This is a genomic window from Bradyrhizobium stylosanthis, assembly GCF_001641335.1.
Taxonomy (GTDB): domain Bacteria; phylum Pseudomonadota; class Alphaproteobacteria; order Rhizobiales; family Xanthobacteraceae; genus Bradyrhizobium; species Bradyrhizobium stylosanthis.
Genome location: NZ_LVEM01000001.1, coordinates 929,081 through 954,373 on the forward strand (window position 1 = coordinate 929,081; position 25,293 = coordinate 954,373).

Consider the following 25,293-nt stretch of genomic DNA (forward strand, 5'->3'; position numbering starts at 1 on the left):
ACGCGATAAACCAATCAGTAGGAATTAGTCCGCCCCGATTTTCGCGGCTCTGATTTGTTCTTTGAGAACGAAGTGGAGTCAGATGCGGAACGAAAGCTGACGGCGCCGAGGCGCGACGCCATCGCTACGGTACGATCGCATCGTAGGCGCGCTCAGGCGGCAGTCCGGCTTCAGCCTGATCCAGCTTGTTCTCCTTCACCAGATCATGAATCGTGCGGGCGAGGTCCGTGACATCGGTGATCTTCCGAATCCATTGGCTGGCATAGAGGGGCACCGCCGCTTCACCGAGCCCGATCTGAATGGCGCGGTGGGGCAGCGGTCGAAGATGAAGGTCTCGTTCCGGGTCCCACTGAATCCGCACAGGCGAGTTGGTCTTCAGCCTGATCCAATCCTCCTCGTTCATGGTGGGATCGGGTTTGCTGGGGCAGGTATTTTCCAGGGCCCAGTGAAATCCCTCGCGGCTGATGTCTATCGCGAGGATCCGGCGCTGGCCCGCGTCCTTGTAGCTCCAGCCGCTGCGATACATCATCCAGAGAAAGGACGGCTTTATCCACGTCATGCGGTTGAGCTTGAAGGGAGGAGAAACGAACGTGCCTCGTGCCAGGGCCGCATCCGCGATTTCGTCGCCATAGGCCTGGTAGACCCGTATCGTTTGTTCGTCATAGACGGCCCTGATCTGCCGTTCGGGAACATCATTCATGGTCGGTCGCGCGCTTGTTCTCAATGGTTGGTGCCGGCATCAATCCGACGTCGTCGGCCGGGAGGCTAACTCGGTGTGGCCGGAAGCGGGCGCTCGAACTCGATTTCCGGGAAAGGGCTGTAGACGCGATCGGAATTGCAACTGATCAAGGCGACTTCCTTGCGCGCGCGCAGGTCGGTTGTGAGCTGACGATGCGTGAATGCGAACCAGTTGACCGCTGGCTCCGCAGCGTATTTGTCGGCATTACGCCCCCGGAAGCGGAAGCGCACGCAGACAGCGGCAACTGTGCCGCCTCCCAGGAGATTTCCGAATTGCGCCTGCGCATTGGAGATTTGCGCCTCCCGGATGCCCGTGAGGCCGTAGACCTGCGTCATCATCACGAATTCGCGCTTGAGTATCGCGCGGTAGTCGTCGGGCAGGTGGGTGGCAAGCTTGCTGCGTTCGGATTCCCGCTGCTCCGCCGATAACTCCTGCGAGGTCGTATTGCAGCCTGCGCAGGCCAGAAGCGTCATGACTACGAAGATGCGTCCCCACATGATTCGACCCCAAGCCTGTCCGGGAATTTTCTAGGACAACCTCAGAACGATGGCAATGAAGACGCAACCGGCGCTATCGCGAGAGCACGATGTGGCGCGTGCCGGCCGATCTCACGCTGTCCGCTCCATCCGCCGTGCACGATACGCCTGCGGAGACATCAGGGTCAGCTTGCGGAACGCCTTGCGAAAGCTGCTCTCGTCCTCGTAACCGGCGGCGCGCGCGATGGTCTTGACCGGTTGCGCCGTCGTCTCCAGCAGCGTGCGTGCCTGCTCGACGCGGCGGCGCATGATGAAGGCTCGCGGCGGCTCGTGCGTGAGCTCCTGGAACTTCCGGTTCAGCGTGCGTTCGCTCAATCCGAGCGCGCCGGCGAGGCGCTTCACCGTCATCGGGCTCTTGCCGGCGCGGCGCACCAGCAGGTCCGCCCTGGTCAGCAGCGGGTCCTGCGACAGCAGATAGCCGACGGGCATGAAGATCGACTGGGTGCGCTGCGCGGTGTCGATGACGACGTAGTCCGCGCACAGTTTTGCGATCTCCTTGCCGTCGACCATCTCGATCAGGCGGAGCAGGAGGTCGACCCACGACATCGGTCCGGCCGCGCAGACGATGCGGTCGGTCGCGGTGATGACGGCGTCTGGCGCGAGATCGATCGCGGGATGACGCTGCCGCAGCTCGCCCTGCAGCCACCAGGTGATCGTGGCGCGGCGGTTGTCGAGCAGGCCCGCGCCTGCGAGCAGGAACACGCCGCTGCAGAAGGCGCCGATCAGGCGGCCGTTCGCGTGCTGCTGCCGCAGCCAGGCCCCGGCGCGGGCATATTGCCGTTGCAGCCGGGCGGCCGTGACGTGATCGACGAGATTGCCGGGGACGAGGATCGCATCGAAGCTGCTGCGTCTGCCGATCGCGCCATCGACCGCGACGATCTGGCCGCCGCCGGCGCGCACGGCCTTGCCGTCGAGCGACAGCGTCTGCCAGGCGAAGCGGGATTTTGCGCCGCTCTGCTGCATCACGTGGTTGGCGAGCGACAGGACGTCGGCGATGCCGGCGATCGCCGAATGCATGCAGCCTTCCAGCGCCAGAATGGCGAGCTTCATTGGGACCTCCAGGCAGACGCGATGATCCTAGCCGATGGCCGCGTGGACCGAGTGGCTGAAATTGCCCGATCTCTGGCTTATCCGCCACTGCCTTGCCGGGCAACCCGGGTGCAAATTCGCGGCGTCGTCACCCGACATGATTGGAGAAAGACATGCCTTACGTCACCATTTCCACCGTCCGCGGCATCCTCGACGCCGCGCAGAAGAAGTCGCTGCTCGAGCGGATCACCGACCTGATGGTCGAGGTCGAAGGGCAGGGCAATGCGGACTTCCGCCGCAACGTCTGGGTCAGGATCGAGGAGCAGGAGCCCTCGCACTGGTCGCTCGGCGGCATGCAGCCGACGCCTGACGTCATCGCCGGCACGTTCGGGGCGATCGGCGCGGATGGCATGCGCGTCTCGCGGTCGTAGCAGCACATCGCGCGCGGGCGGATCGGCCGAAGGCATGGTCCGCCCCGTGCTCAATCTGCCTGCGGGGCGATCTCCATTGCATTGCACAACGACAACGGCGTGCACGCGACCGCATTGAGGTTCGAAAGACGCGCACCATATGTTCTGCAAGGGAGCCCGTGCCGTGCAGACCATGAAGGCGGCCCTCGTTGCGGCGATCAGCGCCGCGGCTTTGATCTGCAGCCTCCTTCCCGGCCTGGCGGAGGAGGGACGCCGTTTTGCATTGATTGTATCGATCGACGGGGCCATTGGCCCTGCGTCGGCCAGCTACGTGAAGGAGGCCTTGGCCACGGCGAGCGAACGGCGTGCCGAGGTCGTGCTTCTGAGAATGAACACGCCTGGCGGTCTCAATTCCAGCATGCGCGAGATCATTGCGGATGTGCTTGCCTCGCCCATCCCTGTCGTCGGCTACGTTGCTCCTTCCGGCGCCCACGCGGCGAGCGCCGGGACCTATATCCTTTATGCGACCCATATCGCGGCGATGGCGCCAGGCACCAATATCGGTGCCGCGACGCCGGTGCAGATTGGCGGGCCGCTGCCGGGGCTGCCGAGCGGCACGCCCGACAAGGATGGCAAAGACAAGAAGGATGAGCCGAAGGACGCGATGACGGCGAAGGTGACGAATGATGCCGTCGCCTTCATCCGCAGCCTCGCGGAGCTGCGCAACCGGAACGCGGACTGGGCCGAGAAGGCAGTCCGTGAGGCTGCCACGCTCTCCGCCAACGGTGCGCTCGAGGCTCATGCCATCGAGCTCGTCGCGCGCGACCAGGCTGAATTGCTGCGGCAGCTCGATGGTCGTGTGGTGGAGGTTGCAGGCGGTAAGACGCAACGCCTCGCGACGAAGGATGCCGTCGTCGAAGCCGTCGACCCCGGACGGATATCCCGCTTCCTGGCGGTCATCACCGATCCGAACGTGGCGTTCATTCTCCTGATGGTCGGCATCTACGGCCTGATCTTCGAGTTCATGTCGCCCGGTGCCGTCGCCCCCGGCGTCGTCGGCGCGATCTGCCTGCTGATCGGCCTCTATGCGCTCAATCTGCTGCCCATCAACTATGCCGGGCTCGCCCTGATGCTGGTCGGACTCGTGCTTCTCACCATCGAAGCCTTCAACCCGACAGTGGTGATCGGCCTCGGAGGGATCATCGCTTTCGTGCTGGGAGCCATGATGCTCTTCAGGGGCGAGGCGCCCGGCTACCAGCTGTCGTGGTGGGTGATCGGCATTGCAGCGGCCGTGTTCACCGGCTTTGCCCTGGTCGTGCTCAGTTCGCTCCGGCGCGTCCGCAAGGCTCCTGCACGGGTCGGCGCGCAGGCCATGCGCGGCTTGCCCGCCAAGGTTCTCGACTGGAACGGAAACGAAGGTCACGTCTTCGCCCATGGTGAGCGCTGGCAGGCGCGCGGCGCCGAAACGTTCAAGCCCGGAGAGACCGGCGAAATCGCCGACGTCGTCGATCTGACGCTGCTGATACGGCGCACACCCGCCCGAACCGGCGAGGGAGGCACATCATGATGCTGGAATATCTGACGTATGCGGCGCTTGCGCTGCTTGTCATCATGTTTCTATCCCAGGCCATTCGAATCCTGCGCGAATATGAGCGCGGAGTCATCTTTACACTCGGCCGCTTCACCGGCGTGAAAGGACCGGGCCTCATCCTCCTCATTCCGGTCGTGCAGCAGCTCGTCAAGGTCGACCTCCGGGTGATGGTGCAGGTCGTGCCGCCGCAGGACGTGATTTCGCGCGACAACGTCTCGGTCAAGGTCAATGCCGTTCTGTACTTCCGCATCGTCGACCCCGAACGGGCCATCATCAAGGTCGGCGATTACATGGCCGCGACCAGCCAGCTCGCCCAGACCACGCTGCGCTCGGTGCTCGGCAAGCACGAGCTCGACGAGATGCTTGCCGAGCGTGACAGGTTGAACGCGGATATCCAGGAGATTCTGGACAAGCAGACCGACGTCTGGGGCATCAAGGTCACCGGCATCGAGATCAAGGACGTCGATATCAACGAAACCATGGTTCGCGCGATTGCCAAGCAGGCCGAGGCTGAGCGGTTGCGGCGGGCCAAGGTGATCAATGCGATGGGCGAGCAGCAGGCCGCCGAAAAGCTCGTCGAGGCCGGCCGGATTCTCGCGCAGGAGCCTCAGGCGATGCAGCTGCGTTATTTCGCAGCTCTGCACGACATCGCGGGCGAACGGTCATCGACCGTCGTGTTTCCGCTGCCGACGGGCTTGCTCGACCATTTCATGCCGCGGCGAGACAATCCATAGCGACAGGCAGCAGGCCGACCCATCTTCGGCCTCAATGGGCGTATCGAATGTCGATCCCTACTTAAACGGGAGGACAATTCGATGATGACGCCTACCGCCAGTGCAGCCGGTCGCCGCCAAAGCTGGATTTCAATGCTCTCCATTCCCCTGTTCGCCCTCACACTTTGGACGTGCGGGGGCGGGGCAGCAGTCCAGGCTGCGGAGCCCGGCAAGGACGCTTCGGCCGGCAGCCTGCCGCGCATTCTCGTGCTCGCGACGGGAGGCACGATCGCCGGCCAGGCCGACCCGCGTGCGACGGGCGCGTACAAATCCGGGCAGATCACCGGCGAGCAGCTCATGGCGTCGGTGCCGGGCCTGGACAAGCTCGCCAAGATCAACGCCGAGCAGATCTCGTCGATCGGATCCCAGGACATGAACGACAAGGTCTGGTTCGCGCTGGCCCGCCGCATCCAGGACGCCTTCGACAAGAACGAGGCCGATGGGATCATCATCACCCACGGCACGGATACGCTGGAGGAGACCGCGTTCTTCCTCGACAATGTGGTACGCGGCGACAAGCCCGTGGTGATCGTCGGCTCGATGCGGCCGGCCACCGCGGTGAGCGCGGACGGCCCCGGCAATCTCTACGAGGCGGTCCAGGTCGCCGCCGATCCGCGCGCGCGCGGCCGCGGCGTGATGGCCGTGCTGAACGACAAGATCCAGGGCGCACGCTCGGTGACGAAGACCAACACCACGAGCATCGAGACCTTCGGCTCGCCCAATGACGGGCCGATCGGTTATGTCGACACCGCCGGCGGCATCCGCTTCATGGCGCAGGCTCCGGGCTTTAGGCGCGCGACCTATCAGCTTCCGGCCGGCGAGCAATTGCCGCGCGTCGCGATCGTCTACTCGCACGCCAACATGGACGCCATTCCGATCGAGGATGCGATCTCGCACGGCGCCAAGGGCATCGTGCTGGCCGGCGTCGGCGACGGCAACACGTCGAAGGCCGCGCTCGACGCGCTCGAGGCCGCCGCGAAGAAGGGCATCGTCGTCGTCCGCTCCACGCGGGTGCGATCCGGCTTCGTCACGCGGAACGTCGAGGTCGACGACGACAAGAACGGCTTCGCCGTGTCGGAGGATCTCAATCCGCAGAAGGCGCGCGTGCTCACCCAATTGCTGATCGCGAGCGGCGTCACGGCGCCGGCCGATCTGCAGAAGGCGTTCACGGCGACGTGGTAGGGGCTGAGTAGGATGGGTAGAGCGCAGCGAAACCCATCGACCTTGCGCGACGCAAGATGATGGGTTTCGCAAGGGCTCTACCCATCCTACGATCCCCCAAAGCGAAAAGGCGCCCCTTTCGGGGCGCCTTTTGCCTGTCTCGTCCTGTTCGAACGCTTAGTTCGAATAGTACATCTCGAACTCGACCGGGTGCGGGGTCATCTCGAAGCGGGCGACTTCGGTCATCTTCAGCTCGATGTAAGCGTCGATGAAGTCGTCGTCGAACACGCCGCCGTTCTTGAGGAAGCCGCGGTCCTTGTCGAGATTTTCCAGCGCCTCGCGGAGCGAGCCGCAGACGGTCGGGATCTGCTTCAGCTCTTCCTTCGGCAGGTCGTAGAGGTCCTTGTCCATCGCCGGACCCGGATCGATCTTGTTCTTGATGCCGTCGAGGCCGGCCATCAGCATCGCGGCGAAGCCGAGATAGGGGTTGGCCATCGGATCGGGGAAGCGCACCTCGACACGCTTGGCCTTCGGCGAAGCGGTGTAGGGGATGCGGCAGGAGGCCGAGCGGTTGCGCGCGGAGTAGGCGAGCAGCACGGGGGCCTCATAGCCCGGGACCAGACGCTTGTAGGAGTTGGTCGACGGGTTGGTGAAGGCGTTGATCGCCTTGGCGTGCTTGATGATGCCGCCGATGTAGTGCAGGCAGGTCTCCGACAGGTCGGCGTACTTGTTGCCGGCGAACACCGGCTTGCCGTCCTTCCAGATAGACTGGTGCACGTGCATGCCCGAGCCGTTGTCGCCGTAGATCGGCTTCGGCATGAAGGTGGCGGTCTTGCCGTAGATGTGCGCGACCTGGTGGATGCAGTACTTGTAGATCTGCATGTGGTCGGCCATCAGCGTCAGCGTGTCGAACTTCATGCCGAGCTCATGCTGGGCGGACGCGACCTCGTGGTGGTGCTTCTCGACCTTGACGCCCATCTTGGCCATGGCGCCAAGCATCTCCGAGCGCATGTCCTGCACCGAGTCCTGCGGCGGGACCGGGAAGTAGCCGCCCTTGGTGCGGATGCGGTGGCCGAGATTGCCGCCTTCATACTCGGTGTCGGAGTTGGTGGGCAGCTCCGACGAGTCGAGCCGGAAGCCGGTCTTGTAGGGCTCGGCCGAATAGCGCACGTCGTCGAATACGAAGAACTCGGCTTCGGGACCGACGAACACGCTGTCGCCCACGCCCATCGACTTCACCATGGCTTCCGCCTTCTTGGCGATGCCGCGGGGGTCGCGGTTGTAGGGCTCGCCGGTGGTCGGCTCGAGCACGTCGCAGGTGATGACCATCGTGGTCTCGGCGAAGAACGGGTCGATCGTCGCGGTCACCGGATCGGGCATCAGGCACATGTCGGACTCGTTGATCGCCTTCCAGCCAGCGATCGAGGAGCCGTCGAACATCGTTCCTTCGGCGAAAATGTCCTCATCGATCATGCTGACGTCGAACGTGACGTGCTGCCACTTGCCGCGCGGATCGGTGAAGCGCAGGTCGACGTACTTAACGTCGTTGTCCTTGATCGATTTCAGGACGTCTTTGGCGGTCTTCATGCATACCCCTTTTGGCTCTGCGGGTCGGTTTCCAGGTGAGCAGATTCGTTCTCGCTTTCGGCGAGTTGGCGCAACCGCACAAACGAAATCAGGCCGCCGAAGCAGCCTTTTTTCTTTCAGAGTGTCGCAAAATTCGGGATAGCACCCGGCTCAGATAGCGTCCAGCCCGGATTCGCCGGTTCGGATGCGGATCGCCTCTTCGATGTTGGAGACGAAGATCTTGCCGTCGCCGATGCGACCGGTTTGCGCGGCGCGGCGGATCGCGTCGATCGCCCGCTCGACCAGATCGTCGCCGATCACGATCTCGATCTTCACCTTGGGCAGGAAGTCGACGATGTATTCTGCGCCGCGGTAAAGCTCGGCGTGGCCCTTCTGCCGGCCGAAGCCCTTGGCCTCGGTCACGGTGATGCCCTGAAGGCCGACTTCCTGAAGCGCTTCCTTCACCTCGTCGAGCTTGAACGGCTTGATGATGGCTTCAATTTTCTTCACTGCGCGCCTCCCGGCCTTTCGATCAATAGCAACGTCTTCGTCAGGATGCGCTTTATCTCACGCACGATCGTGTCTTCGGTATGCCGGGATGCCTGACCAGCCCGACAACGACGGCCAGCCACACCCTGATAAATGCCAGCGAGCACGACAAACCGAAGCGGCTTCCTCGAAAGCAGGGTCTATGCCAAGTTGCAAATGCCCTGATTATTGGAGCGTTATCAGCCTTTTAACTGGCAACTCTGATAGGTGGAGCCGACCGGCTCAAAATACCGCAGACTACGAAATAGGCAAACGGTTCAATATCTGTGCAGATCGTTGTTCCGTAAGCCCAGTCGGCACGGATCGTGCCTGTTGAAAAGGCGTTTGGACCAGGGAAGTGGCATGGAAGTACTGACCAACGCTGAAATGCAGCGCGCGGACCAGCTCAGTATTGCGGCAGGCACGCCCGGCTTCAAACTGATGCTGAGCGCCGGGCAAGCGGTCGCGGAGGCCGCCAACGCGCTGGTGGAGGAGGGGCCGATTCTGATCGTGGCCGGCCCCGGCAACAATGGCGGCGACGGTTTTGTCGCAGCCGCCGAGCTCGCCGCGCAAGGGCGCGAGGTCTCGGTGATCCTGATGTGCGAGCGCGACCAGCTCCAGGGCGATGCGGCCTCCGCCGCGCGCGGCTGGAAGCATCCCGTGCTGCCGTTCAATCCTCAGGCGATCGGAAGGCCCGCGCTGATCATCGATGCGCTGTTCGGCGCCGGCCTCGGCCGCCCCGTCGAGGGCGAGGCGCGGGAGATGATCGAGGCGATCAATGCCAATGGTGCGCCCGTGCTCGCGGTCGACCTGCCGAGCGGCATCAACGGCACCAGCGCGGCAATGATGGGCGTTGCGGTCAACGCCGCCGAGACCGTCACCTTCTTCCGCAAGAAGCCGGCCCATTTGCTGCTGCCCGGCCGGATGCATTGCGGCCGCGTTCGCGTCGCCGACATCGGTATCGACGCGCAGGTGCTGGAGGAGATCAGGCCGGGGGTATTCGAGAACGATCCGGATTTCTGGGGCGCAGCGTTTCCGGTGCCGCTGATCGACGGGCACAAATACGCGCGCGGACACGTGCTCGCGGTCTCCGGCGATGCGGCCGCGACCGGCGCGGCGCGGCTTGCCGCGCGCGGCGCGCTGCGGTCCGGTGCCGGGCTGGTGACGCTCGCCACCCCGCGCGATGCGCTCGCGATCAATGCCGCCGCGCTTACCGCAGTGATGGTGCGTCCCGTCGATACCGCGGTCGAGTTCGGCAAGCTGCTCGGCGACAGGCGCTACAACACCTGCATCATCGGTCCCGGCACCGGGGTCGGCGATCGCACCTGCGACATGGTCCACACCGCGCTCACCGCGCAGCGGCACCTGGTGCTGGATGCGGACGCGCTGACGAGCTTTGCCGCAAATCCTGAGCGCCTGTTCGAATCGATCAAATCCTCTGGGGACAATGCGGTGGTGCTGACGCCGCACGAGGGCGAATTTCCGCGCCTGTTCTCCGACCTCAGCAACAAGCATCCGGGCCGCTCCAAGCTCGAGCGCGTGCGCGCTGCCGCCGAGCGCTCCGGCGCAGTGGTGCTCCTGAAGGGGCCGGATACCACCATCGCCGCGCCAGATGGCCGCACCACCATCGCCGCGAACGCGCCGCCCTGGCTCGCCACCGCCGGCGCCGGCGACGTGCTGTCCGGCATCATCGCTGGTCTCCTGGCGCAGGGCGTTCCGGCGTTCGAGGCCGCCAGCATCGGCGTCTGGATGCACGGCGAGGCCGCGACCGAGGCCGGGCCGGGGCTGATTGCGGAGGACCTGACCGAGACACTGCCGGCCGTGCACCGGCGCATCTACGATGCGCTGGGGGTGGAGTACTAGGCCGCCAGGTAGGATGGGTAGAGCGCAGCGAAACCCATCATCTCAAATCGCGGCGAGGGGCGGCGGGTTTCGCTGCGCTCTACCCATCCTGCGCGTCTTTCACTCCACCGCGTACCAGCGCACCAGGCGCGGGGCGGCCCAGTCCGTCACGACCGATTCGAGCAGCCATCGCCCGGGCGAGGTCGCGGCGAAGGCGATCCGCTGGGTCTGGCCGGGCTCGACCGCGAGCGTGTCGAGCCAGTAGGGCTTCCAGCCGTCGTCGAGCTTGTCGAGCAGGCGGAAGGGATGACCGTGCAGGTGGAAGACGGTCGTGACGGGGGCCGGGTTCTTCAGGGCCAGCACGACGGTGCGGCCGGCCTTGGCGCGGAAGACGGGGGCGGAGGCCGTGGAGAAACTCGCGGGACGGACCCAGCCGGCGTCGGCGCCGCCCAGCGCGACATCGAACCGCAGGGCGCCTTTCAGATCGAGCTTCTCGGGCAGGTCGTTCGACGGGAGCGGCTGCGGCGGCGACAGGGGCACGCGCCGCTCCAATGTGCCCGCTACCGTGAGGCGGCCGACCTGGCGCGCCTCCTTGCCGTCATGCAGCAGGAATGCGGCCGATGTGGCCGTATCCACAAACGCGTCGGCGCGGCCGCCGGGGGCGAGCACGAGGGCGCCGTTGCGCGCCGGGAACGGCTCGGCGGGCTGCCCGTCCAGCGCCATCACGCGGACCTCATGGCTCTCCAATTTGATTGCCAAAACAGTGCGTTGGGAGCCGTTGATAAAGCGCAGCCGCAGCCGCTCGCCGGCCGAAGCTGAGAGTTCGAATGAAGTGTTGCCGTTGATCGTATAGAGCGGCGTCGTGTCCTTCGGGTCCTGACCGGGGGGAAGGGCGGTGCCGTCCGGCCGCAGGCGCCATTCCTCGAACAGCAGGACCTCGTCGCGATCGACCGCGACCCGGCTGGTCTCGGCCGCGATGATCGGAAGCGGGCGCGCCGGCTGCTTCTGGCCGTCCTCGAAGAGTCGGAAGTCAGCCAGCAGGGTTCCCGCGTTAGATACTGAAATAATTGATGTTTCTGTCGTGTCCGGCGCCGCCGGGGCGCGCCCCCGGAGCGGGTCGGCCGGGGTCGGCGCGCTCAGTCCGTACCAGACTGGTGCAAGCGGCACAGGCAGGTCGTTCCGGAACACCACCTGGCAACTGTCAAAGCGCTTGAGACGGACGTCCCTGAGGTGGCTTACCGCAGCCAGCTCCCAGATCGGTGTAGGTGCCTGACCCGGCCGCAGAGCCAGCGTTGCCGCCCTTGCCTGAAGCGCGAGCTGGGCCGTCACCGACGGGCCGGCGCCGCCGGCGATCAACCCGGCCGCCGAGGCTCCAAGGGAAGCTCCAAACCCTGCCAAAACCTGCCGTCTGTTCGGGTCGAAAATCCGTGGTTTCATGCCGCGATCCGGACCACGCCGCGCTGGATAAGTCCAGCCATCGTGCCTACTTGAACCATGCCTCCATCGGGCCATTTTTTTGCTGCGAACAGTCAGGCACATGTTATAAGCCCGGCCGCCCGCGGCATCGCGGCCGGTCTTGATGCAAATTCACGCGGGCGTGGCGGAACTGGTAGACGCGCTGGATTTAGGTTCCAGTGACGAAAGTTGTGGGGGTTCGAGTCCCTCCGCCCGCACCAAGCGCTTCTCGCGTTTGCACGGATTACGAGGGCCTGCTCCTCGCGGATGTCTGTCCGCCTGAAGCCGGTCCGATGAACCACCGGCGTTGAGGCGTTCGCCTCGCGCCGGATCGATTAATGACAGCGTCCCGACGCATGCGCGCCGGGACCGAGCGAAAAGAAGATTGGACGCCATGCAGGTCACAGAGACCCTCTCGGAAGGTTTGAAGCACGAGTTCAAGATCAGCGTTCCCGCGGCTGATCTCGACGCCAAGGCCGGCGCCAAGCTCGTCGATCTCAAGGACAAGGTCCGCATCAACGGCTTCCGTCCCGGCAAGGTGCCGGTCACGCACCTGAAGAAGGTCTATGGCCGTTCGGTGATGGCCGAGACCATCGACCAGACCATCCGCGACACCAACACGCAGCTGTTCTCCGAGCGCGGCTTCCGTCTCGCCACCGAGCCTAAGATCACGATGCCGACCGAGCAGGCCGAAGTCGAGGAACTGCTGAACGGCAAGACCGATCTGACCTACACGGTCGCGATTGAAGTGGTGCCTGCGATCGCGCTCGCCGACTTCAAGACCTTCCAGGTCGAGAAGCCCGTCGCCGACGTATCCGACGCCGACGTCGACGAGGCGATCAAGCGCATCGCCGATTCCAACCGCGGCTATGCCGCCAAGACGGAAGGCGCCAAGGCCGAATCCGGCGACCGCGTCACCATCAACTTCAAGGGCTCGATCAACGGCGAGCTGTTCGAGGGCGGCACCGGCGAGGGCATCCAGGTCGTCATCGGCTCCAACACCTTCATCCCCGGCTTCGAGGAGCAGCTGATCGGCATCGGCGCGAACGAGACGCGCACGCTGAAGGTGTCGTTCCCGAAGAACTACATGAACGACAAGCTCGCCGGCCAGCCGGCCGAGTTCGAGACCACCGCGACGACGATCGAGGCGCCGCAGGACATCGCGATCGACGACGAGTTCGCCAAGACGCTCGGCCTGGAATCGCTGGACAAGCTGAAGGAAGCCGCGCGCGAGCGTCTGGTTGCCGAGTTCTCGACCGCGACGCGCCAGCGCGTCAAGCGTGCGCTGCTCGACCGCCTCGACGAGGCGCATCGCTTCGAGGCGCCGCCATCGCTGGTCGACGAGGAGTTCAATCTGATGTGGAACTCGGTCAAGGCCGAGATGGACTCCGCCGGCAAGACCTTTGCCGACGAGGACACCACTGAGGATGCCGCCAAGGAAGAGTACCGCAAGATCGCCGATCGCCGTGTGCGGCTCGGCCTCGTGCTCTCCGAGATCGGCGAGAAGAACAAGATCAGCGTGACCGACGACGAGGTCGGCCGCGCCGTGATCGAGCGCGCCCGGCAGATGCCCGGCCGCGAGAAGGAGGTCTGGGACTACTATCGCAACAACGCCCAGGCGTTGGCCCAGCTTCGCGCACCGATCTACGAGGACAAGGTCGTCGACTTCATCCTCGAGCTCGCCAACGTGACCGAGAAGAAGGTCTCGCGCGAGGATCTCTACAAGGACGACGAAGCGGAAAAGACCGCTGCTTGAAGGCTTTGAGCAATCAGCCTTCTATTAAGGATGATCCGCGATCAGGCCCGGCTAGCCATGTGGCTGGCTGGGCCTTTCTGCGAGAATCAGCTTCAACTCCCCGCTGGATTAAGCCTTAATTCGCTCCGCACTTGTCTGGCGCGAATTGGGCTATATCTGTCGGTACGCCCTGTACCCGAGTTCCTCTGCTAACTAGTCCTGCATCACGGGACGTCCATCGCCTCCGGCAAATCCAGCCCCACTGGCCAGCCAAGACAGGTGGTGTCCACGTCCGAAAACCCTAGGTGACTCATGCGCGATCCGGTTGAAACCTACATGAACCTCGTGCCCATGGTGGTCGAGCAGACCAACCGTGGCGAGCGCGCCTACGACATTTTCTCGCGCCTGTTGAAAGAGCGCATCATCTTCGTGACCGGTCCGGTCGAGGACGGCATGTCGACGCTGATCGTCGCGCAGCTGTTGTTCCTCGAGGCGGAAAATCCGAAGAAGGAAATCTCGATGTACATCAACTCGCCGGGCGGCGTGGTGACGTCGGGCCTTGCGATCTACGACACCATGCAGTTCATCCGCCCGCCGGTCTCCACGCTCTGCACCGGCCAGGCCGCCTCGATGGGCTCGCTGTTGCTGTGCGCCGGCGAGAAGGACATGCGCTTCTCGCTGCCGAACGCGCGCATCATGGTCCATCAGCCCTCCGGCGGCTTCCAGGGCCAGGCGACCGACATCATGCTGCACGCCCAGGAAATCCTGAACCTGAAGAAGCGGCTCAACGAGATCTACGTGAAGCACACCGGCCAGACCTACAAGACGATCGAGGACGCGCTGGAACGCGACAAGTTCCTGACCGCGAACGACGCCAAGGAGTTCGGCCTGGTCGACAAGGTCATCGACAAGCGCGCCGAGGAGCCGGCGGCGGCGAAGGCCCCGTAGCACTACTGGACCGTAACGGCGATCCCCTGGGATCGCCGGGTCCCATCAGGGTGGCGTTCACGCTTAGTGCGCGTGGACGCATTGCAAAACAGCGTTTTGCGCCCTGCGGCAGGCAGAAAGTTCCGCTTTCGTGCTTGTTTTTCGTGGCAATCCAGCAACGCCGGGGTGATTTCGGTCACTTCGTCCGTGCCAAGACCGGAAATCACGGTATTGTCACGGGTAGCCGGCGACCCCCGATTAGCGAATTCTTGATAGTCGGGTGACAGCATGGTTGGCTACGATTGATCGGCTATGATCGCGGGAGAATCGAGTGACCGTGATTCGCACGGGATGTAGTAACGCGTAGGTCTTTTTTGGTACGGAATTTGCTCTATTTAAACTCTAGGCCGGCCATCGTGTCGGAATGGAGCGATCGAGCGGAACGGGATCGAACCGCGGACGGAGACATGAATGAGTAAGGTCGGCACGAGCGACTCCAAGAACACGCTATATTGCTCGTTCTGCGGCAAGAGCCAGCACGAAGTCCGCAAACTGATCGCGGGTCCCACGGTCTTCATCTGCGACGAGTGCGTCGAGCTCTGCATGGACATCATCCGCGAGGAGAACAAATCCTCGCTGGTCAAGTCGCGCGACGGTATTCCGACGCCGAAGGAAATCTGCAAGGTGCTGGACGATTACGTCATCGGCCAGAGCCATGCGAAGAAGGTCCTGTCGGTCGCGGTGCACAACCACTACAAGCGCCTCAACCACCAGACCAAGCACAACGACGTCGAGCTCGCGAAGTCGAACATCCTGCTGATCGGTCCGACCGGCTCGGGCAAGACGCTGCTCGCGCAGACGCTCGCCCGCATCCTGGACGTGCCGTTCACGATGGCGGATGCGACGACGCTGACCGAAGCCGGCTATGTCGGCGAGGACGTCGAGAACATCATCCTGAAGCTGCTCCAGGCCGCCGACTACAATGTCGAGCGCGCCCAGCGCGGCATCGTCTACATCGACGAAATCGACAAGATCAGCCGCAAGTCCGACAATCCCTCGATCACGCGCGACGTGTCGGGTGAGGGCGTGCAGCAGGCGCTGCTCAAGATCATGGAAGGCACGGTGGCTTCGGTCCCGCCGCAGGGCGGCCGCAAGCATCCGCAGCAGGAATTCCTGCAGGTGGACACCACCAACATCCTGTTCATCTGCGGTGGTGCCTTCGCCGGCCTCGAGAAGATCATCTCGGCGCGCGGCCGGTCGACCTCGATCGGCTTTGCGGCTCAGGTGATGGCGCCGGAAGACCGCCGCACCGGCGAAATCTTCCGCCACGTCGAGCCTGAGGATCTCCTGAAGTACGGTCTCATCCCCGAATTCGTCGGCCGTCTGCCCGTCGTGGCGACGCTCGAGGATCTGGACGAGACCTCGCTGAAGAAGATCCTGACCGAGCCGAAGAACGCGCTGGTGAAGCAGTACCAGCGGCTGTTCGAGATGGAGAACATCGAGCTGACCTTCGCCGACGAGGCGCTTGGCGCGGTTGCCCGCAAGGCGATCGAGCGCAAGACCGGCGCGCGTGGTCTGCGTTCGATCCTCGAGGCGATCCTGCTCGAGACCATGTTCGACCTGCCGGGCCTGGAAGGTGTGGAAGAAGTCGTCATTTCGCGCGAAGTCGTGGAAGGCACGGCCCGTCCGCTCTACATCTACGCCGATCGGACCGATCGCGCCGTCGAGAACGCCAGCGCCTGATTTCGGCGCTGGAACGCTTCCTTTCGTCTTTCATAGTGGCGGCTGCGGAAATGAGCTCCGCAGCCGGTGTTGCGTCGCTTATTTGCGTGCGTAAGCGCCTGATGGCGCGCGTCTTTCAATGACTTGACACCCCCCCGGTCGATAGCCACCTAATGTCGGCGGCGAGCGAGAATTCTGTTCAAGATTCGCCTCAGTTCCGATCCGGCAAGCCCGGTCCAACCTACGAATGGTAGACCGGTTTTTTCGGATCACGTCGGCACCTTGTGGCGGTTGCGCATGAAGACGGCGGACTGCGTGCAAGGGGGCAAAGCAAAAGGAAAAGGCCATGACTAATCCAAAACCCCGGCCAACCATCGTCCACGGCGAAACGCACGCCTATCCCGTGCTGCCGCTGCGCGACATCGTCGTCTTCCCGCACATGATCGTTCCGCTCTTCGTCGGCCGCGAGAAGTCGATCCGCGCGCTCGAAGAGGTGATGAAGAACGACGCGCTGATCATGCTCGCGACGCAGAAGAACGCGTCCGACGATGATCCGGCGCCCGATGCGATTTACGAGACGGGTACGCTTGCGAGCGTGCTGCAGCTCTTGAAGCTTCCCGACGGCACCGTGAAGGTGCTGGTCGAAGGGCTCGAGCGTGCGCGCGTGCAGAAATACACCGATCGCGCCGACTACTATGAGGCCACCGCCGTCGCGCTGGCCGACACCGATGCCAAGTCGGTCGAGGCGGAAGCCTTGGCGCGCTCCGTCGTGTCGGACTTCGAGAGCTATGTGAAGCTCAACAAGAAGATCTCGGCCGAGGTCGTCGGCGTCGTGCAGGCGATCACCGATTTCGCCAAGCTCGCCGACACCGTTGCCTCGCATCTTGCCGTCAAGATCGCCGATCGCCAGGGCATCCTGGAGACGCTGTCCGTCACCACGCGCCTGGAGAAGGTGCTGGGCCTGATGGAGAGCGAGATCTCGGTGCTGCAGGTCGAGAAGCGCATCCGCTCGCGCGTCAAGCGCCAGATGGAGAAGACCCAGCGCGAGTACTATCTCAACGAGCAGATGAAGGCGATCCAGAAGGAACTCGGCGACGACGACGGTCGCGACGAGCTCGCCGATCTCGAAGAGAAGATCTCCAAGACCAAGCTCTCCAAGGAAGCGCGCGAGAAGGCGCAGCATGAATTGAAGAAGCTGCGCCAGATGTCGCCGATGTCCGCGGAAGCGACCGTCGTGCGCAACTATCTGGACTGGCTGCTGTCGATTCCGTGGAACAAGAAGTCCAAGGTGAAGAAGGACCTGGAGGCCGCGCAGGCCATCCTGGACTCCGATCACTACGGGCTCGAGAAGGTCAAGGAACGCATCGTCGAGTATCTCGCGGTGCAGTCTCGCGCCAACAAGCTGACCGGCCCGATCCTGTGCCTCGTCGGTCCTCCCGGCGTCGGCAAGACCTCGCTCGGCAAGTCGATCGCGAAGGCGACCGGACGTGAGTTCGTGCGCGTGTCGCTCGGCGGCGTGCGTGACGAGGCCGAGATCCGCGGTCACCGCCGCACCTATATCGGCTCGATGCCCGGCAAGATCATCCAGTCGATGCGGAAGGCGAAGTCGTCGAACCCGCTGTTCCTGCTCGACGAGATCGACAAGATGGGCGCCGATTTCCGCGGCGATCCGTCCTCGGCCTTGCTCGAGGTCCTCGACCCCGAGCAGAACGGGACCTTCAACGACCACTATCTCGAGGTCGACTACGATCTGTCCAACGTGATGTTCATCACGACCGCGAATACGCTCAATATTCCCGGACCGCTGATGGACCGCATGGAGATCATCCGGATCGCGGGCTACACCGAGAACGAGAAGGTCGAGATCGCGCGCAAGCATCTGATCCCGAACGCGGTGTCCAAGCACGGCCTGGACTCCAAGGAGTTCTCGATCGACGACGAGGCGCTGCTGCTTCTGATCCGCCGCTACACCCGCGAAGCTGGCGTGCGTAACCTGGAGCGTGAGCTCTCCACACTCGCCCGCAAGGCGGTGAAGGAGCTGATGATCTCCAAGAAGAAGTCGGTCAAGGTCACCGAGAAGACTCTGGAAGAGCTGCTCGGCGTGCCGAAGTACCGCTTCGGCGAGATCGAGAGCGAGCCGCAGGTCGGCATCGTCACCGGCCTTGCCTGGACCGATGTCGGCGGCGAGCTGCTGACCATCGAAGGCGTCATGATGCCCGGCAAGGGCAAGATGACGGTCACGGGCAATCTGCGTGACGTGATGAAGGAGTCGATCTCGGCGGCGGCGTCCTATGTCCGCTCGCGGGCGATCAACTACGGCATCGAGCCGCCGATGTTCGACCGCCGCGACATCCACGTGCACGTGCCGGAAGGCGCGACGCCGAAGGACGGCCCGTCCGCGGGCGTGGCCATGGCCACCGCGATCATCTCGGTGATGACCGGCATTCCGGTCCGCCACGATGTCGCGATGACCGGCGAGATCACGCTGCGCGGCCGCGTGCTGCCGATCGGCGGCCTCAAGGAGAAGCTGCTCGCCGCTGCCCGCGGCGGCATCAAGACGGTGCTGATCCCCGAGGACAACGCCAAGGATCTCACGGAGATTTCCGATGCGATCAAGGGCGGCATGGAGATCATCCCGGTCTCGCGCCTCGACGACGTCGTCGCCAAGGCCTTGGTGAAGAAGCCGGTGCCGATCGTCTGGGAAGAGGACACCAAGGTGACGGTGAAGCCGGACGGCGACGAAGCCGCCGGCGGTCTGACCGCTCACTGATCGCAGCTTGAAAGATCACGAAACGGCGCCTTCGGGCGCCGTTTTTGTTTTGAGCGACGGGGCCGCGCTAGCGAGGGCGACGGGTACGATTGAATGCAATTATAGATTGTGCTATCGATATCCCTTTACCCACAGGGGAGGATAGCAATGATTGGCAAGACATTTGGCTTTGTCTGTTTGCTGACGCTCGCAGTTGCACCCGTCGCGCACGCGCAGGCCGCCGTCGCCTGCACCGACATCTACGCTCCGGTTTGCGGTCTATCGAGCGTCGGGCTGCGGATGACCTATTCGAATGCCTGCTGGGCCCGCGCGAGCGGCGCGACGGTTCTGCATGCCGGCCAATGCCAGGGGCCGATCTGCTCCGACCTCTACAAGCCGGTATGCGCACGGCCGGTGGGAACGCGGATTCTGAAGACGTATCCGAACCTGTGCATGGCTGAAAATGCGAACGCGGTCTTCGCCTACAACGGCAGATGTCACAAGTAGGCTGGACGATCCGCGAGGCCGAACGTTACGGTGACGCCGGCGTTTCGCCGGGGCTGTGATCGTGCGCGAGAGTTGCCCGGTGCGGCGCCTTCGGGCGCCGCTTGTGCTGTGGGGCAAATCATGCGGATCGACGGGCAGTGCCATTGCGGGAAGATCGCCTTCGAGGCCGAGGTCGATCCGGAGGCCGTCTCGGTGTGCCACTGCACCGACTGCCAGACGCTGACGGGATCGCCGTTCCGGGTGACCGCGCTCTGCACCAGGGCCGATATTCGCCTGACCGGCGGTACGCCAAAAGTCTACGGCAAGCGCGGCGACAACGGCCGGATGCGCTTCCAGCACTTCTGCGCCGATTGTGGTTCCCCGCTGTTCACGAGCGGCGAGGGCGAGGAGGCCGGCGATTGGGGCATCCGCTGGGGCTCGATCCGCCAGCGGGACAAATTACGCCCCGTCAGGCAGCTCTGGTGCCAGTCGGCGGCGGTATGGATCGACGCCGTGCCGCTGCTGCCCGGCCGGCCGCAGGACTGAGGCCCAGGAACTGAAGTTCCGCGCTTGCTCGTTCGGGGCCTGTGAGGCTAAAGAGGCGGCGAGGGGCGGTTAGCTCAGCTGGTTAGAGCATCTCGTTTACACCGAGAGGGTCCGCGGTTCGAATCCGTGACCGCCCACCAGCCTTCGCTCGCTTCGCGAGCTACGGCTAGGCGAGCCAGCCTCGGAACATCATTGACGCGAAGCGAGTGAAGGCTGCCGTGCCGACTAAGTCGGCGAAGGCGGGCATCTCCCTGAGAGTTTCGGCTGGGCATCCACGGAGCGGACTGGATTAGTTACAGACTTCAACACTTTCGCCGGTGTGGGTGTTTGCACTACCGCCGCCCCTGCGAAATTCCAATCGACAACCTTTGGACACTGGTCGGCAGCCAGCGCTATTGCAAACAATCTGTCCGCTCGACTGTGGCTTCGCTGGCGTAGCCTCGACCTTCTTACGCTCTGCATCCCGCTTCGTCGCATCCTCGCGGGTCGCAACCGGCTTCTTGTCCGGCACCTTCTCGCATTCATTGTCGTCATTGACGCGGTAGCCGGCGCGGCAGGCGATCTTGATGCAGGCATCGCCGTCGGCCCTGAAGCCGTGGTCGCAGACCAGCGGGCAGATCCGGCCTGGCCTGGCCTTGATCGCGTCCAGCGCCTCGAAGCTCGCGACCTTGGCCTCGAATTTCGTGCCGGCGTATTTGTTGAACAGCGCAAGCGAACGCTCGGATGAGGCCGTCCAGATTCCATCCACGGGAGCCGGGTGGCAACCGACGCGTCGCAGTTCGGACTGCACCAGCTTGGTTCTCTCGTCCGCCGACATCGCCGGCGCGGCGGAGGAGGGCGTTACGGCGGCGACCTTTTGCTCCGCGGCGGCCTGCTTCTCGGCCATGACCTTCGCGACGGCCGCCTCGGCGTCTTTCCGCCGCTGCTCGGCTGCGGCCGCCTTGGCTTCCTCGACCTGCTTGGCCTTCTCGGCGGCAAGACGCTTCTCCTCGGCGGCCCTGGCGGCGGCTGCCGCCTTCTCCTGCTCGGCCTTGTTGGCCCGATCAGTGGCGAGGCGCGCCTTGTCCTCTTCGGCTTGCCGCGCCTTGTCGGCCGTCGCCGCGCGGGTTTCCTCGGCGGCGATCTTGTTCAGCTGGCCTTTGGCGAGATCGGCATAGAAGCCGATCGGAAAGCGGTTGAGGAATGCGGTCCATCCGTCACGCGTACCGAGCTGAAGCGCCAGTTCGTAGTCGCGCCGGATTTCGCTGTCGGGGTTTGCCTGGGGGCCGGCCGCGATCGGCTTGGCGGCGACCAGCGAGACGTCGTCGCCGCCGAGCGAGCCGTACACATAGGGCTCCTGCTTGTAGCCGGTGTTCTTGAGAACGTCGTCGCGTACGAAGCCGAACGCCTTGCGCAGGTCGAGCCCGGGCGTGGGGAGGCGTTCGACCAGCGCTGCGGCGAACGGGCTGTTCCTGGAATCGCCGTCCGAGGCCGTCGAGCCGGCCTTGGCGGCGAAGGCGATCATGGTGTTCGGGCTGGTCGGCTCGACCTTGGCGAGGCCGCGGCCGACGGCGCGCGCGGCCATGGTCCGCTTCATCGTCTTCGCGAACGGGTTGTCGCGGCATGCATCGAGGATGACGAGACGGAGCTGCCTCGCCGGCTCGACCGCGAACAGGGCGCGCTCCAGCGGCAGCGTCTCGTCGAGGACGTCGCTGTCGGTCTCGAGCGTGGCGTCCGTGGGGATCAGGTAATTGGTCCCGTCGAGCTCGATGCCGTGGCCGGCATAGTAGACGACGGCGACATCGGCCTCACGCGTCCTGCCCCCGAAGTCGCGCAGCGCCCGCCGCATCTCCGCGGCATTGAGATCGAGCTTGATGTCGACCTGGTCGAACCCTGCCTTCTTCAGCATGCCGCCGACCAGGGACGCGTCGTTCACGGGATTGGAGAGCCTGGGCGCGCTCTTGTAGGCGGAATTGCCGATCACGAGCGCCACGCGCTTTTCCGCGTGCGCCGCTCCACAGCCGAGACAGCAGATCGCCAATAAAAACAGAAAAATCCGAAGTGCGCCCATTGCAGCCCCAAATCGCAATGTCACCAGACTATTCGCAAGAGTGCCATCAAGGCAAAGCCCCCTATGTGACGAACATCACAGGCGGCCGCGCGGCAGCACGCCAATGTCAGATCCGCAAGTCACACCAGAGGGCCGCCCAATGTGTGCTCTGCTTGATTTCATCTATCGGAATTGCTGCCGGGCGCGCCTGCGCGAGCTGCGACGCGCGAGCCGGCGTGGCTCGATCATCCCGATCTAGTCATTTCCGCCCCGGTGTCCGCGCGCAGCGGCCTGTGATGGTCGCGCGCCGGGGGCGGCGGTCTCTCTCGCCAGCGGCCAGCCCGGTTCCGCCGGCATCTTCTGCTTGCGGCCTGTCGGCTCGTCGGGCATATCGGCCCGAACCGGGACGCGCAGAGCGGCTGCCCTACCCAGGGAATGCTCCGTCGGGGCGGTCGTGTGAGAAGGGCTTGCCAGGGGACGTCGGATGCTGCGCCAGATCATTGCCGAGGAAATACCCGGCAACCCCGATTTTTCCGCTTCCCTCTCGGATCTGCCGATCGACAGTTTTGGGCTGGTGGTGCTGAGGGGAAGGATCGAGGCGGCACTCGGACGCCCCGTCGGCGACGAGGCCTGGGGACGCGTCGAGACGCTGAACGACATCCTGGCCCTCTCGTCGGTGCAGGAGCCGGCGCGCGTCTCAGTGGCGGCGGCCATGGAGCGGCGCAGCCTGTCCGTGAACATGCCGCAGATGGCGATGGGAGGACTGTCGGAGTCCTGGCTCCTGAAGGAGCTGGGCGACATGCACTGGACCATGATCACCTCGGGTCTCCGCAGCCCGAGCTCGGCATTGAAGGATGGCGGAGGCAACCGCCTGTACGCGACGTTTACGCGCATCGGTTACTCGCTGCGCAAGCCGCTCAGTGCGATCGGCGAAGACAGCGGTCTCGATCTCACCGGGACGATTTCCCGGTTCGGAGCCGGCACGTTCATCTCGGACATCACGCTGCGCCACGACCTTGCCGGCGGTGAGGCGCGCCTCATGTCGAATTTTTCCCGGCGCGGCGAAGCGAACAACACCTCGCTCCTGAAGGGGCAGCCGACCATTCCGCCGGATTGTCCGATTCCGGAAGTTCCTCTGCCCGCCTTCGTGTCGGAGTACCGCGATCTCAGGGCGCGGACGCCTGCGGCGCCGCTGTTCGAGGCCGAGTACGACATCATCCCGTTTCACGACATCAATGGCGTCGGGCTGCTGTACTTCGCGTCCTATCCGATCATCAGCGACATCTGCGCGCTGCGCTACGACCCGACGTTTTCCGAGCTGAGCACGGTCTCGCGCGACATCTACTATTTTGCCAATTCGGACATCAAGGACCGTATCGTCTTCCGTATCCACAAATGGGAGCAGTCCGAGGCCGGGCTCGTTACGGAGATCTCCCTGTCGCGCAAGAGCGACGGTGTCGTGATGGCCTATATGCTGACGACGAAATCCCAAGGCTAACGCACTTGATGGCTGAGGCGTTCAATGGCTAAGGCGATGGCTAAGGCATTTATCTTCGGCGGAGGCGGCCATGCGCGCGTGATCGCATCGTTCCTCGATGTCGCGCCCGTCTTCGTCGTTCGCAGCCTGGAGGGCCAGCCCGCGCTGCCCGGAAGCGTGATGTCCGAGGACGACTATTTCCGCGAGCTTCCGTCCGGCGATGCCTATCTCGGAATAGGAGCCAACGCGGCGCGCCAGCTCTGTGCGTCCCGGTTGCGGGAAGCCAAGGTGAACATGCCGCCGTGCATCGCTCCGACCGCCTTCGTCGCGCGCGACGCCGAGATCGAGAGCGGCGCGGTGATTGCGGCCGGTGCCGTCGTGGGCTCGAGAGCCCTGATCGGGCGCGACACGATCGTCAACACCCTGTCCAGCGTCGACCACGATTGTGTGCTCGGTGCGCTGTCCCAGGTGACGGCCGGTGTGACCTTCGGCGGAGGGGTCAAGGTCGGCGCCAATTGCTTCTTCGGCATCAAGAGCGCCATCGTTCCGAACAGGACCATCGGCGACAATGTCCAGGTCATGGCGGGCAGCCTGATCACGGCCGACGTCGAGCCGAATGTCGTCATGGGCGGTAATCCGGCGCGGCTGGTCAAACGCATCGGTTGAGGCCGCGCGAACGGGCGGGCGGAACTGGCCGCCGGGACTTCGCTTTGCAGGATGCGATCGGCAGGGCGGCGTCGGATGAGGACGACACCGAGCGATTACGGATCAACGTCGGGCAGTCCGCGTCTGAGTATTCCCGAGACGGCGCTGACCACGAAGGTGAAGGCAAGCTCACGCTGCGGTTGTGAGACATTGCGCCTGCCACGATGCGCTGCTAGGTTGCCGCCGAATGGCAGGAACTCAGCTCCATGGCCGGTTGCCCGGCATTCAGGTCGGGCGCGCGATCGCTGCCTTGGGGGTTTTTTATTTTCATACTCATCTTGCGCTGAACTACTTCGATCCGGCCCGGCTCTATACTTGGAAGTTCCTGGCTGATCGCGGCGCCGCTGGTGTGGATCTCTTCTTCGCCATTTCCGGCTTCATCGTCTGTTACGTCTCGTCAACGCCGGGCTACACGCCCTTCAGCTTTCTCGCCAAGCGCTTCTTTCGCATCTACCCGCTCAATGCGCTGGCGACGCTTGTCATGATCATGCTCTTCAGCCGCAGCATCGGCGGGCCGCCGCACGAGATCGAGCTGGGGCGCGTCTTGCGATCGCTTCTGATCGTTCCGCAACAGACCCCGATGAATGCGGTCGGCTGGACGCTCGAATACGAGGTGGTCTTCTATCTGGTCTCCGCAATCCTCATTCCGCTCGGCGGAGTGCGGCTGTTGCTGCTCTGGTGCGTTGCCGCTGCTGCGATCGGGACCGAGATCGCTCCGCAGCCGCCGATCATCGCTCGTTTCGGTGACGACCATTACGCAAGCTTTGCGGCAGGTGTGTTCGCTTACATGATGGTTTCACGGCTGTCGCCGCGCTGGAGTTCCAGTCTGGTGCTGCTGGTCCTTGCAATTGTCACTTACGTCTATGGGCTAAACGTATCCTACTGGATGACGCCCGTGGCGTGCTGCCTCGCCGTTTCCGGCATGGCGCTTCTGCCATCCGCACCGCGCCCGTTCGTCAAGCTTGGCGACATTTCCTACGGTCTCTACGTCTGGCACTGGCCCGTGTTCATGATCCTGCCGTGGCTGGCGTATCGGAAGCAATTCGACCCGGCCAATGGCGAGCTCTGGCGCTGGTTCCTGCTTGTGGCCGTCGTCGCCGTCGCGTCCGCATCTTGGATGTGGTTTGAGCGCCCGATCAACCGCTGGGCGGCGCGTTGGCTGGCGCTGCGGTCAAAGGGCCGCGATGTGCCGGGCGATCCAAGCCCCGAGGTGATCAGGTAGGCAAGGTGATCCCCGGTATTGCAACAGCCTCGTGACGCCACGGGACGCGTCGCGAGAGCGGTGAA

At 64.1% G+C, this 25,293-nt stretch carries 21 protein-coding genes and 2 tRNA genes; 16 read left to right on the forward strand and 7 right to left on the reverse strand.

What is annotated here, in order from left to right:
* Positions 1 to 124: 124 nt before the first annotated feature.
* The 3 genes from A7X65_RS04635 to A7X65_RS04645 form a co-directional block, all read right to left on the reverse strand.
* Positions 125 to 700 carry a DUF4291 domain-containing protein gene (locus A7X65_RS04635; protein WP_063683129.1) on the reverse strand — a complete coding sequence of 192 codons (576 nt, stop codon included), beginning with the start codon at positions 698 to 700 and terminating at the stop codon, positions 125 to 127.
* Between the two features lie 65 nt (positions 701 to 765).
* Positions 766 to 1,236, reverse strand: a complete 471-nt coding sequence (locus A7X65_RS04640; RefSeq protein WP_063683130.1) for a hypothetical protein — start codon at positions 1,234 to 1,236, stop codon at positions 766 to 768.
* 111 nt (positions 1,237 to 1,347) lie between these two features.
* Complete coding sequence (locus A7X65_RS04645; protein ID WP_063683131.1) at positions 1,348 to 2,325, reverse strand: GlxA family transcriptional regulator; 978 nt, start codon at positions 2,323 to 2,325, stop codon at positions 1,348 to 1,350.
* A 152-nt stretch (positions 2,326 to 2,477) separates the two neighbouring features.
* On the opposite strand from A7X65_RS04645, the gene A7X65_RS04650 reads away from it, so the two are divergent.
* The 4 genes from A7X65_RS04650 (at position 2,478) to A7X65_RS04665 (ending at position 6,260) form a co-directional block, all read left to right on the forward strand.
* Positions 2,478 to 2,735 (forward strand): tautomerase family protein, encoded by a 258-nt coding sequence (locus A7X65_RS04650; RefSeq protein WP_063683132.1) that lies wholly within the window; start codon positions 2,478 to 2,480, stop codon positions 2,733 to 2,735.
* Between the two features lie 163 nt (positions 2,736 to 2,898).
* Positions 2,899 to 4,281, forward strand: a complete 1,383-nt coding sequence (locus tag A7X65_RS04655; RefSeq protein ID WP_063684798.1) for an NfeD family protein — start codon at positions 2,899 to 2,901, stop codon at positions 4,279 to 4,281.
* Complete coding sequence (locus A7X65_RS04660; protein WP_063683133.1) at positions 4,278 to 5,039, forward strand: slipin family protein; 762 nt, start codon at positions 4,278 to 4,280, stop codon at positions 5,037 to 5,039. The genes A7X65_RS04655 and A7X65_RS04660 overlap by 4 nt, the downstream gene beginning before the upstream one ends.
* A gap of 81 nt (positions 5,040 to 5,120) precedes the next feature.
* A complete protein-coding gene (locus tag A7X65_RS04665; RefSeq protein WP_063683134.1) occupies positions 5,121 to 6,260 on the forward strand; it encodes an asparaginase in 1,140 nt (379 codons plus the stop codon).
* Between the two features lie 156 nt (positions 6,261 to 6,416).
* On the opposite strand, the gene glnA is transcribed toward A7X65_RS04665, so the two are convergent.
* On the reverse strand, positions 6,417 to 7,826 hold the full coding sequence (gene glnA, locus A7X65_RS04670; protein ID WP_063683135.1) for a type I glutamate--ammonia ligase: 1,410 nt from the start codon (positions 7,824 to 7,826) through the stop codon (positions 6,417 to 6,419).
* A 150-nt stretch (positions 7,827 to 7,976) separates the two neighbouring features.
* Positions 7,977 to 8,315, reverse strand: a complete 339-nt coding sequence (locus A7X65_RS04675; RefSeq protein ID WP_007603495.1) for a P-II family nitrogen regulator — start codon at positions 8,313 to 8,315, stop codon at positions 7,977 to 7,979.
* Positions 8,316 to 8,696: 381 nt separating this feature from the next.
* Here A7X65_RS04675 and A7X65_RS04680 point away from each other — a divergent pair, with 381 nt between their 5' ends.
* Complete coding sequence (locus A7X65_RS04680) at positions 8,697 to 10,196, forward strand: bifunctional ADP-dependent NAD(P)H-hydrate dehydratase/NAD(P)H-hydrate epimerase (RefSeq protein ID WP_063683136.1); 1,500 nt, start codon at positions 8,697 to 8,699, stop codon at positions 10,194 to 10,196.
* 99 nt (positions 10,197 to 10,295) lie between these two features.
* Here A7X65_RS04680 and A7X65_RS04685 read toward each other — a convergent pair whose 3' ends face one another.
* Positions 10,296 to 11,612 (reverse strand): multicopper oxidase domain-containing protein, encoded by a 1,317-nt coding sequence (locus A7X65_RS04685; protein WP_063683137.1) that lies wholly within the window; start codon positions 11,610 to 11,612, stop codon positions 10,296 to 10,298.
* A 154-nt stretch (positions 11,613 to 11,766) separates the two neighbouring features.
* On the opposite strand from A7X65_RS04685, the gene A7X65_RS04690 reads away from it, so the two are divergent.
* The 8 genes from A7X65_RS04690 (at position 11,767) to A7X65_RS04725 (ending at position 19,935) form a co-directional block, all read left to right on the forward strand.
* Positions 11,767 to 11,851 (forward strand) — tRNA-Leu (locus tag A7X65_RS04690).
* 173 nt (positions 11,852 to 12,024) lie between these two features.
* Positions 12,025 to 13,386, forward strand: a complete 1,362-nt coding sequence (gene tig / locus A7X65_RS04695) for a trigger factor (protein WP_063683138.1) — start codon at positions 12,025 to 12,027, stop codon at positions 13,384 to 13,386.
* 291 nt (positions 13,387 to 13,677) lie between these two features.
* Positions 13,678 to 14,313 carry an ATP-dependent Clp protease proteolytic subunit gene (locus tag A7X65_RS04700; RefSeq protein ID WP_063683139.1) on the forward strand — a complete coding sequence of 212 codons (636 nt, stop codon included), beginning with the start codon at positions 13,678 to 13,680 and terminating at the stop codon, positions 14,311 to 14,313.
* Between the two features lie 450 nt (positions 14,314 to 14,763).
* Entirely contained in the window at positions 14,764 to 16,035 is a 1,272-nt protein-coding gene (clpX, locus tag A7X65_RS04705; RefSeq protein WP_018642420.1) for an ATP-dependent Clp protease ATP-binding subunit ClpX, read from the forward strand.
* A gap of 325 nt (positions 16,036 to 16,360) precedes the next feature.
* Positions 16,361 to 18,784, forward strand: coding sequence for an endopeptidase La (lon, locus tag A7X65_RS04710; protein ID WP_063683140.1), 2,424 nt, complete (start codon positions 16,361 to 16,363; stop codon positions 18,782 to 18,784).
* A gap of 147 nt (positions 18,785 to 18,931) precedes the next feature.
* Positions 18,932 to 19,270 (forward strand): hypothetical protein, encoded by a 339-nt coding sequence (locus A7X65_RS04715; protein WP_156527634.1) that lies wholly within the window; start codon positions 18,932 to 18,934, stop codon positions 19,268 to 19,270.
* Positions 19,271 to 19,390: 120 nt separating this feature from the next.
* Entirely contained in the window at positions 19,391 to 19,795 is a 405-nt protein-coding gene (locus A7X65_RS04720; protein ID WP_063683142.1) for a GFA family protein, read from the forward strand.
* 63 nt (positions 19,796 to 19,858) lie between these two features.
* Positions 19,859 to 19,935, forward strand: a tRNA-Val gene (locus A7X65_RS04725).
* Positions 19,936 to 20,084: 149 nt separating this feature from the next.
* On the opposite strand, the gene A7X65_RS04730 is transcribed toward A7X65_RS04725, so the two are convergent.
* A complete protein-coding gene (locus A7X65_RS04730) occupies positions 20,085 to 21,845 on the reverse strand; it encodes a caspase family protein (protein WP_063683143.1) in 1,761 nt (586 codons plus the stop codon).
* Positions 21,846 to 22,308: 463 nt separating this feature from the next.
* Between A7X65_RS04730 and A7X65_RS04735 the strand changes: the two genes are divergently transcribed.
* The 3 genes from A7X65_RS04735 to A7X65_RS04745 all read left to right on the forward strand — a co-directional run bounded on the left by A7X65_RS04735 (position 22,309) and on the right by A7X65_RS04745 (position 25,228).
* Positions 22,309 to 23,322, forward strand: a complete 1,014-nt coding sequence (locus tag A7X65_RS04735; RefSeq protein ID WP_063683144.1) for a Pnap_2097 family protein — start codon at positions 22,309 to 22,311, stop codon at positions 23,320 to 23,322.
* Positions 23,323 to 23,358: 36 nt separating this feature from the next.
* A complete protein-coding gene (locus tag A7X65_RS04740; protein WP_167358207.1) occupies positions 23,359 to 23,967 on the forward strand; it encodes an acetyltransferase in 609 nt (202 codons plus the stop codon).
* Positions 23,968 to 24,193: 226 nt separating this feature from the next.
* The gene (locus tag A7X65_RS04745) at positions 24,194 to 25,228 is read left to right on the forward strand and encodes an acyltransferase family protein (RefSeq protein WP_082884823.1); all 1,035 of its coding nucleotides are present in this window, start codon (positions 24,194 to 24,196) and stop codon (positions 25,226 to 25,228) included.
* Positions 25,229 to 25,293 lie beyond the last annotated feature (65 nt).

Coding starts and splice junctions, on each gene's coding strand:
- A7X65_RS04635 (WP_063683129.1), bottom strand. CDS start 700: ATGAATGATGTTCCCGAACGGCAGATCAGGGCCGTCTATGACGAACAA.
- A7X65_RS04640 (WP_063683130.1), bottom strand. CDS start 1,236: ATGTGGGGACGCATCTTCGTAGTCATGACGCTTCTGGCCTGCGCAGGC.
- A7X65_RS04645 (WP_063683131.1), bottom strand. CDS start 2,325: ATGAAGCTCGCCATTCTGGCGCTGGAAGGCTGCATGCATTCGGCGATC.
- A7X65_RS04650 (WP_063683132.1), top strand. CDS start 2,478: ATGCCTTACGTCACCATTTCCACCGTCCGCGGCATCCTCGACGCCGCG.
- A7X65_RS04660 (WP_063683133.1), top strand. CDS start 4,278: ATGATGCTGGAATATCTGACGTATGCGGCGCTTGCGCTGCTTGTCATC.
- A7X65_RS04665 (WP_063683134.1), top strand. CDS start 5,121: ATGATGACGCCTACCGCCAGTGCAGCCGGTCGCCGCCAAAGCTGGATT.
- glnA (WP_063683135.1), bottom strand. CDS start 7,826: ATGAAGACCGCCAAAGACGTCCTGAAATCGATCAAGGACAACGACGTT.
- A7X65_RS04680 (WP_063683136.1), top strand. CDS start 8,697: ATGGAAGTACTGACCAACGCTGAAATGCAGCGCGCGGACCAGCTCAGT.
- A7X65_RS04685 (WP_063683137.1), bottom strand. CDS start 11,612: ATGAAACCACGGATTTTCGACCCGAACAGACGGCAGGTTTTGGCAGGG.
- tig (WP_063683138.1), top strand. CDS start 12,025: ATGCAGGTCACAGAGACCCTCTCGGAAGGTTTGAAGCACGAGTTCAAG.
- A7X65_RS04700 (WP_063683139.1), top strand. CDS start 13,678: ATGCGCGATCCGGTTGAAACCTACATGAACCTCGTGCCCATGGTGGTC.
- clpX (WP_018642420.1), top strand. CDS start 14,764: ATGAGTAAGGTCGGCACGAGCGACTCCAAGAACACGCTATATTGCTCG.
- lon (WP_063683140.1), top strand. CDS start 16,361: ATGACTAATCCAAAACCCCGGCCAACCATCGTCCACGGCGAAACGCAC.
- A7X65_RS04715 (WP_156527634.1), top strand. CDS start 18,932: ATGATTGGCAAGACATTTGGCTTTGTCTGTTTGCTGACGCTCGCAGTT.
- A7X65_RS04720 (WP_063683142.1), top strand. CDS start 19,391: ATGCGGATCGACGGGCAGTGCCATTGCGGGAAGATCGCCTTCGAGGCC.
- A7X65_RS04730 (WP_063683143.1), bottom strand. CDS start 21,845: ATGGGCGCACTTCGGATTTTTCTGTTTTTATTGGCGATCTGCTGTCTC.
- A7X65_RS04735 (WP_063683144.1), top strand. CDS start 22,309: ATGCTGCGCCAGATCATTGCCGAGGAAATACCCGGCAACCCCGATTTT.
- A7X65_RS04740 (WP_167358207.1), top strand. CDS start 23,359: ATGGCTAAGGCATTTATCTTCGGCGGAGGCGGCCATGCGCGCGTGATC.
- A7X65_RS04745 (WP_082884823.1), top strand. CDS start 24,194: ATGGCAGGAACTCAGCTCCATGGCCGGTTGCCCGGCATTCAGGTCGGG.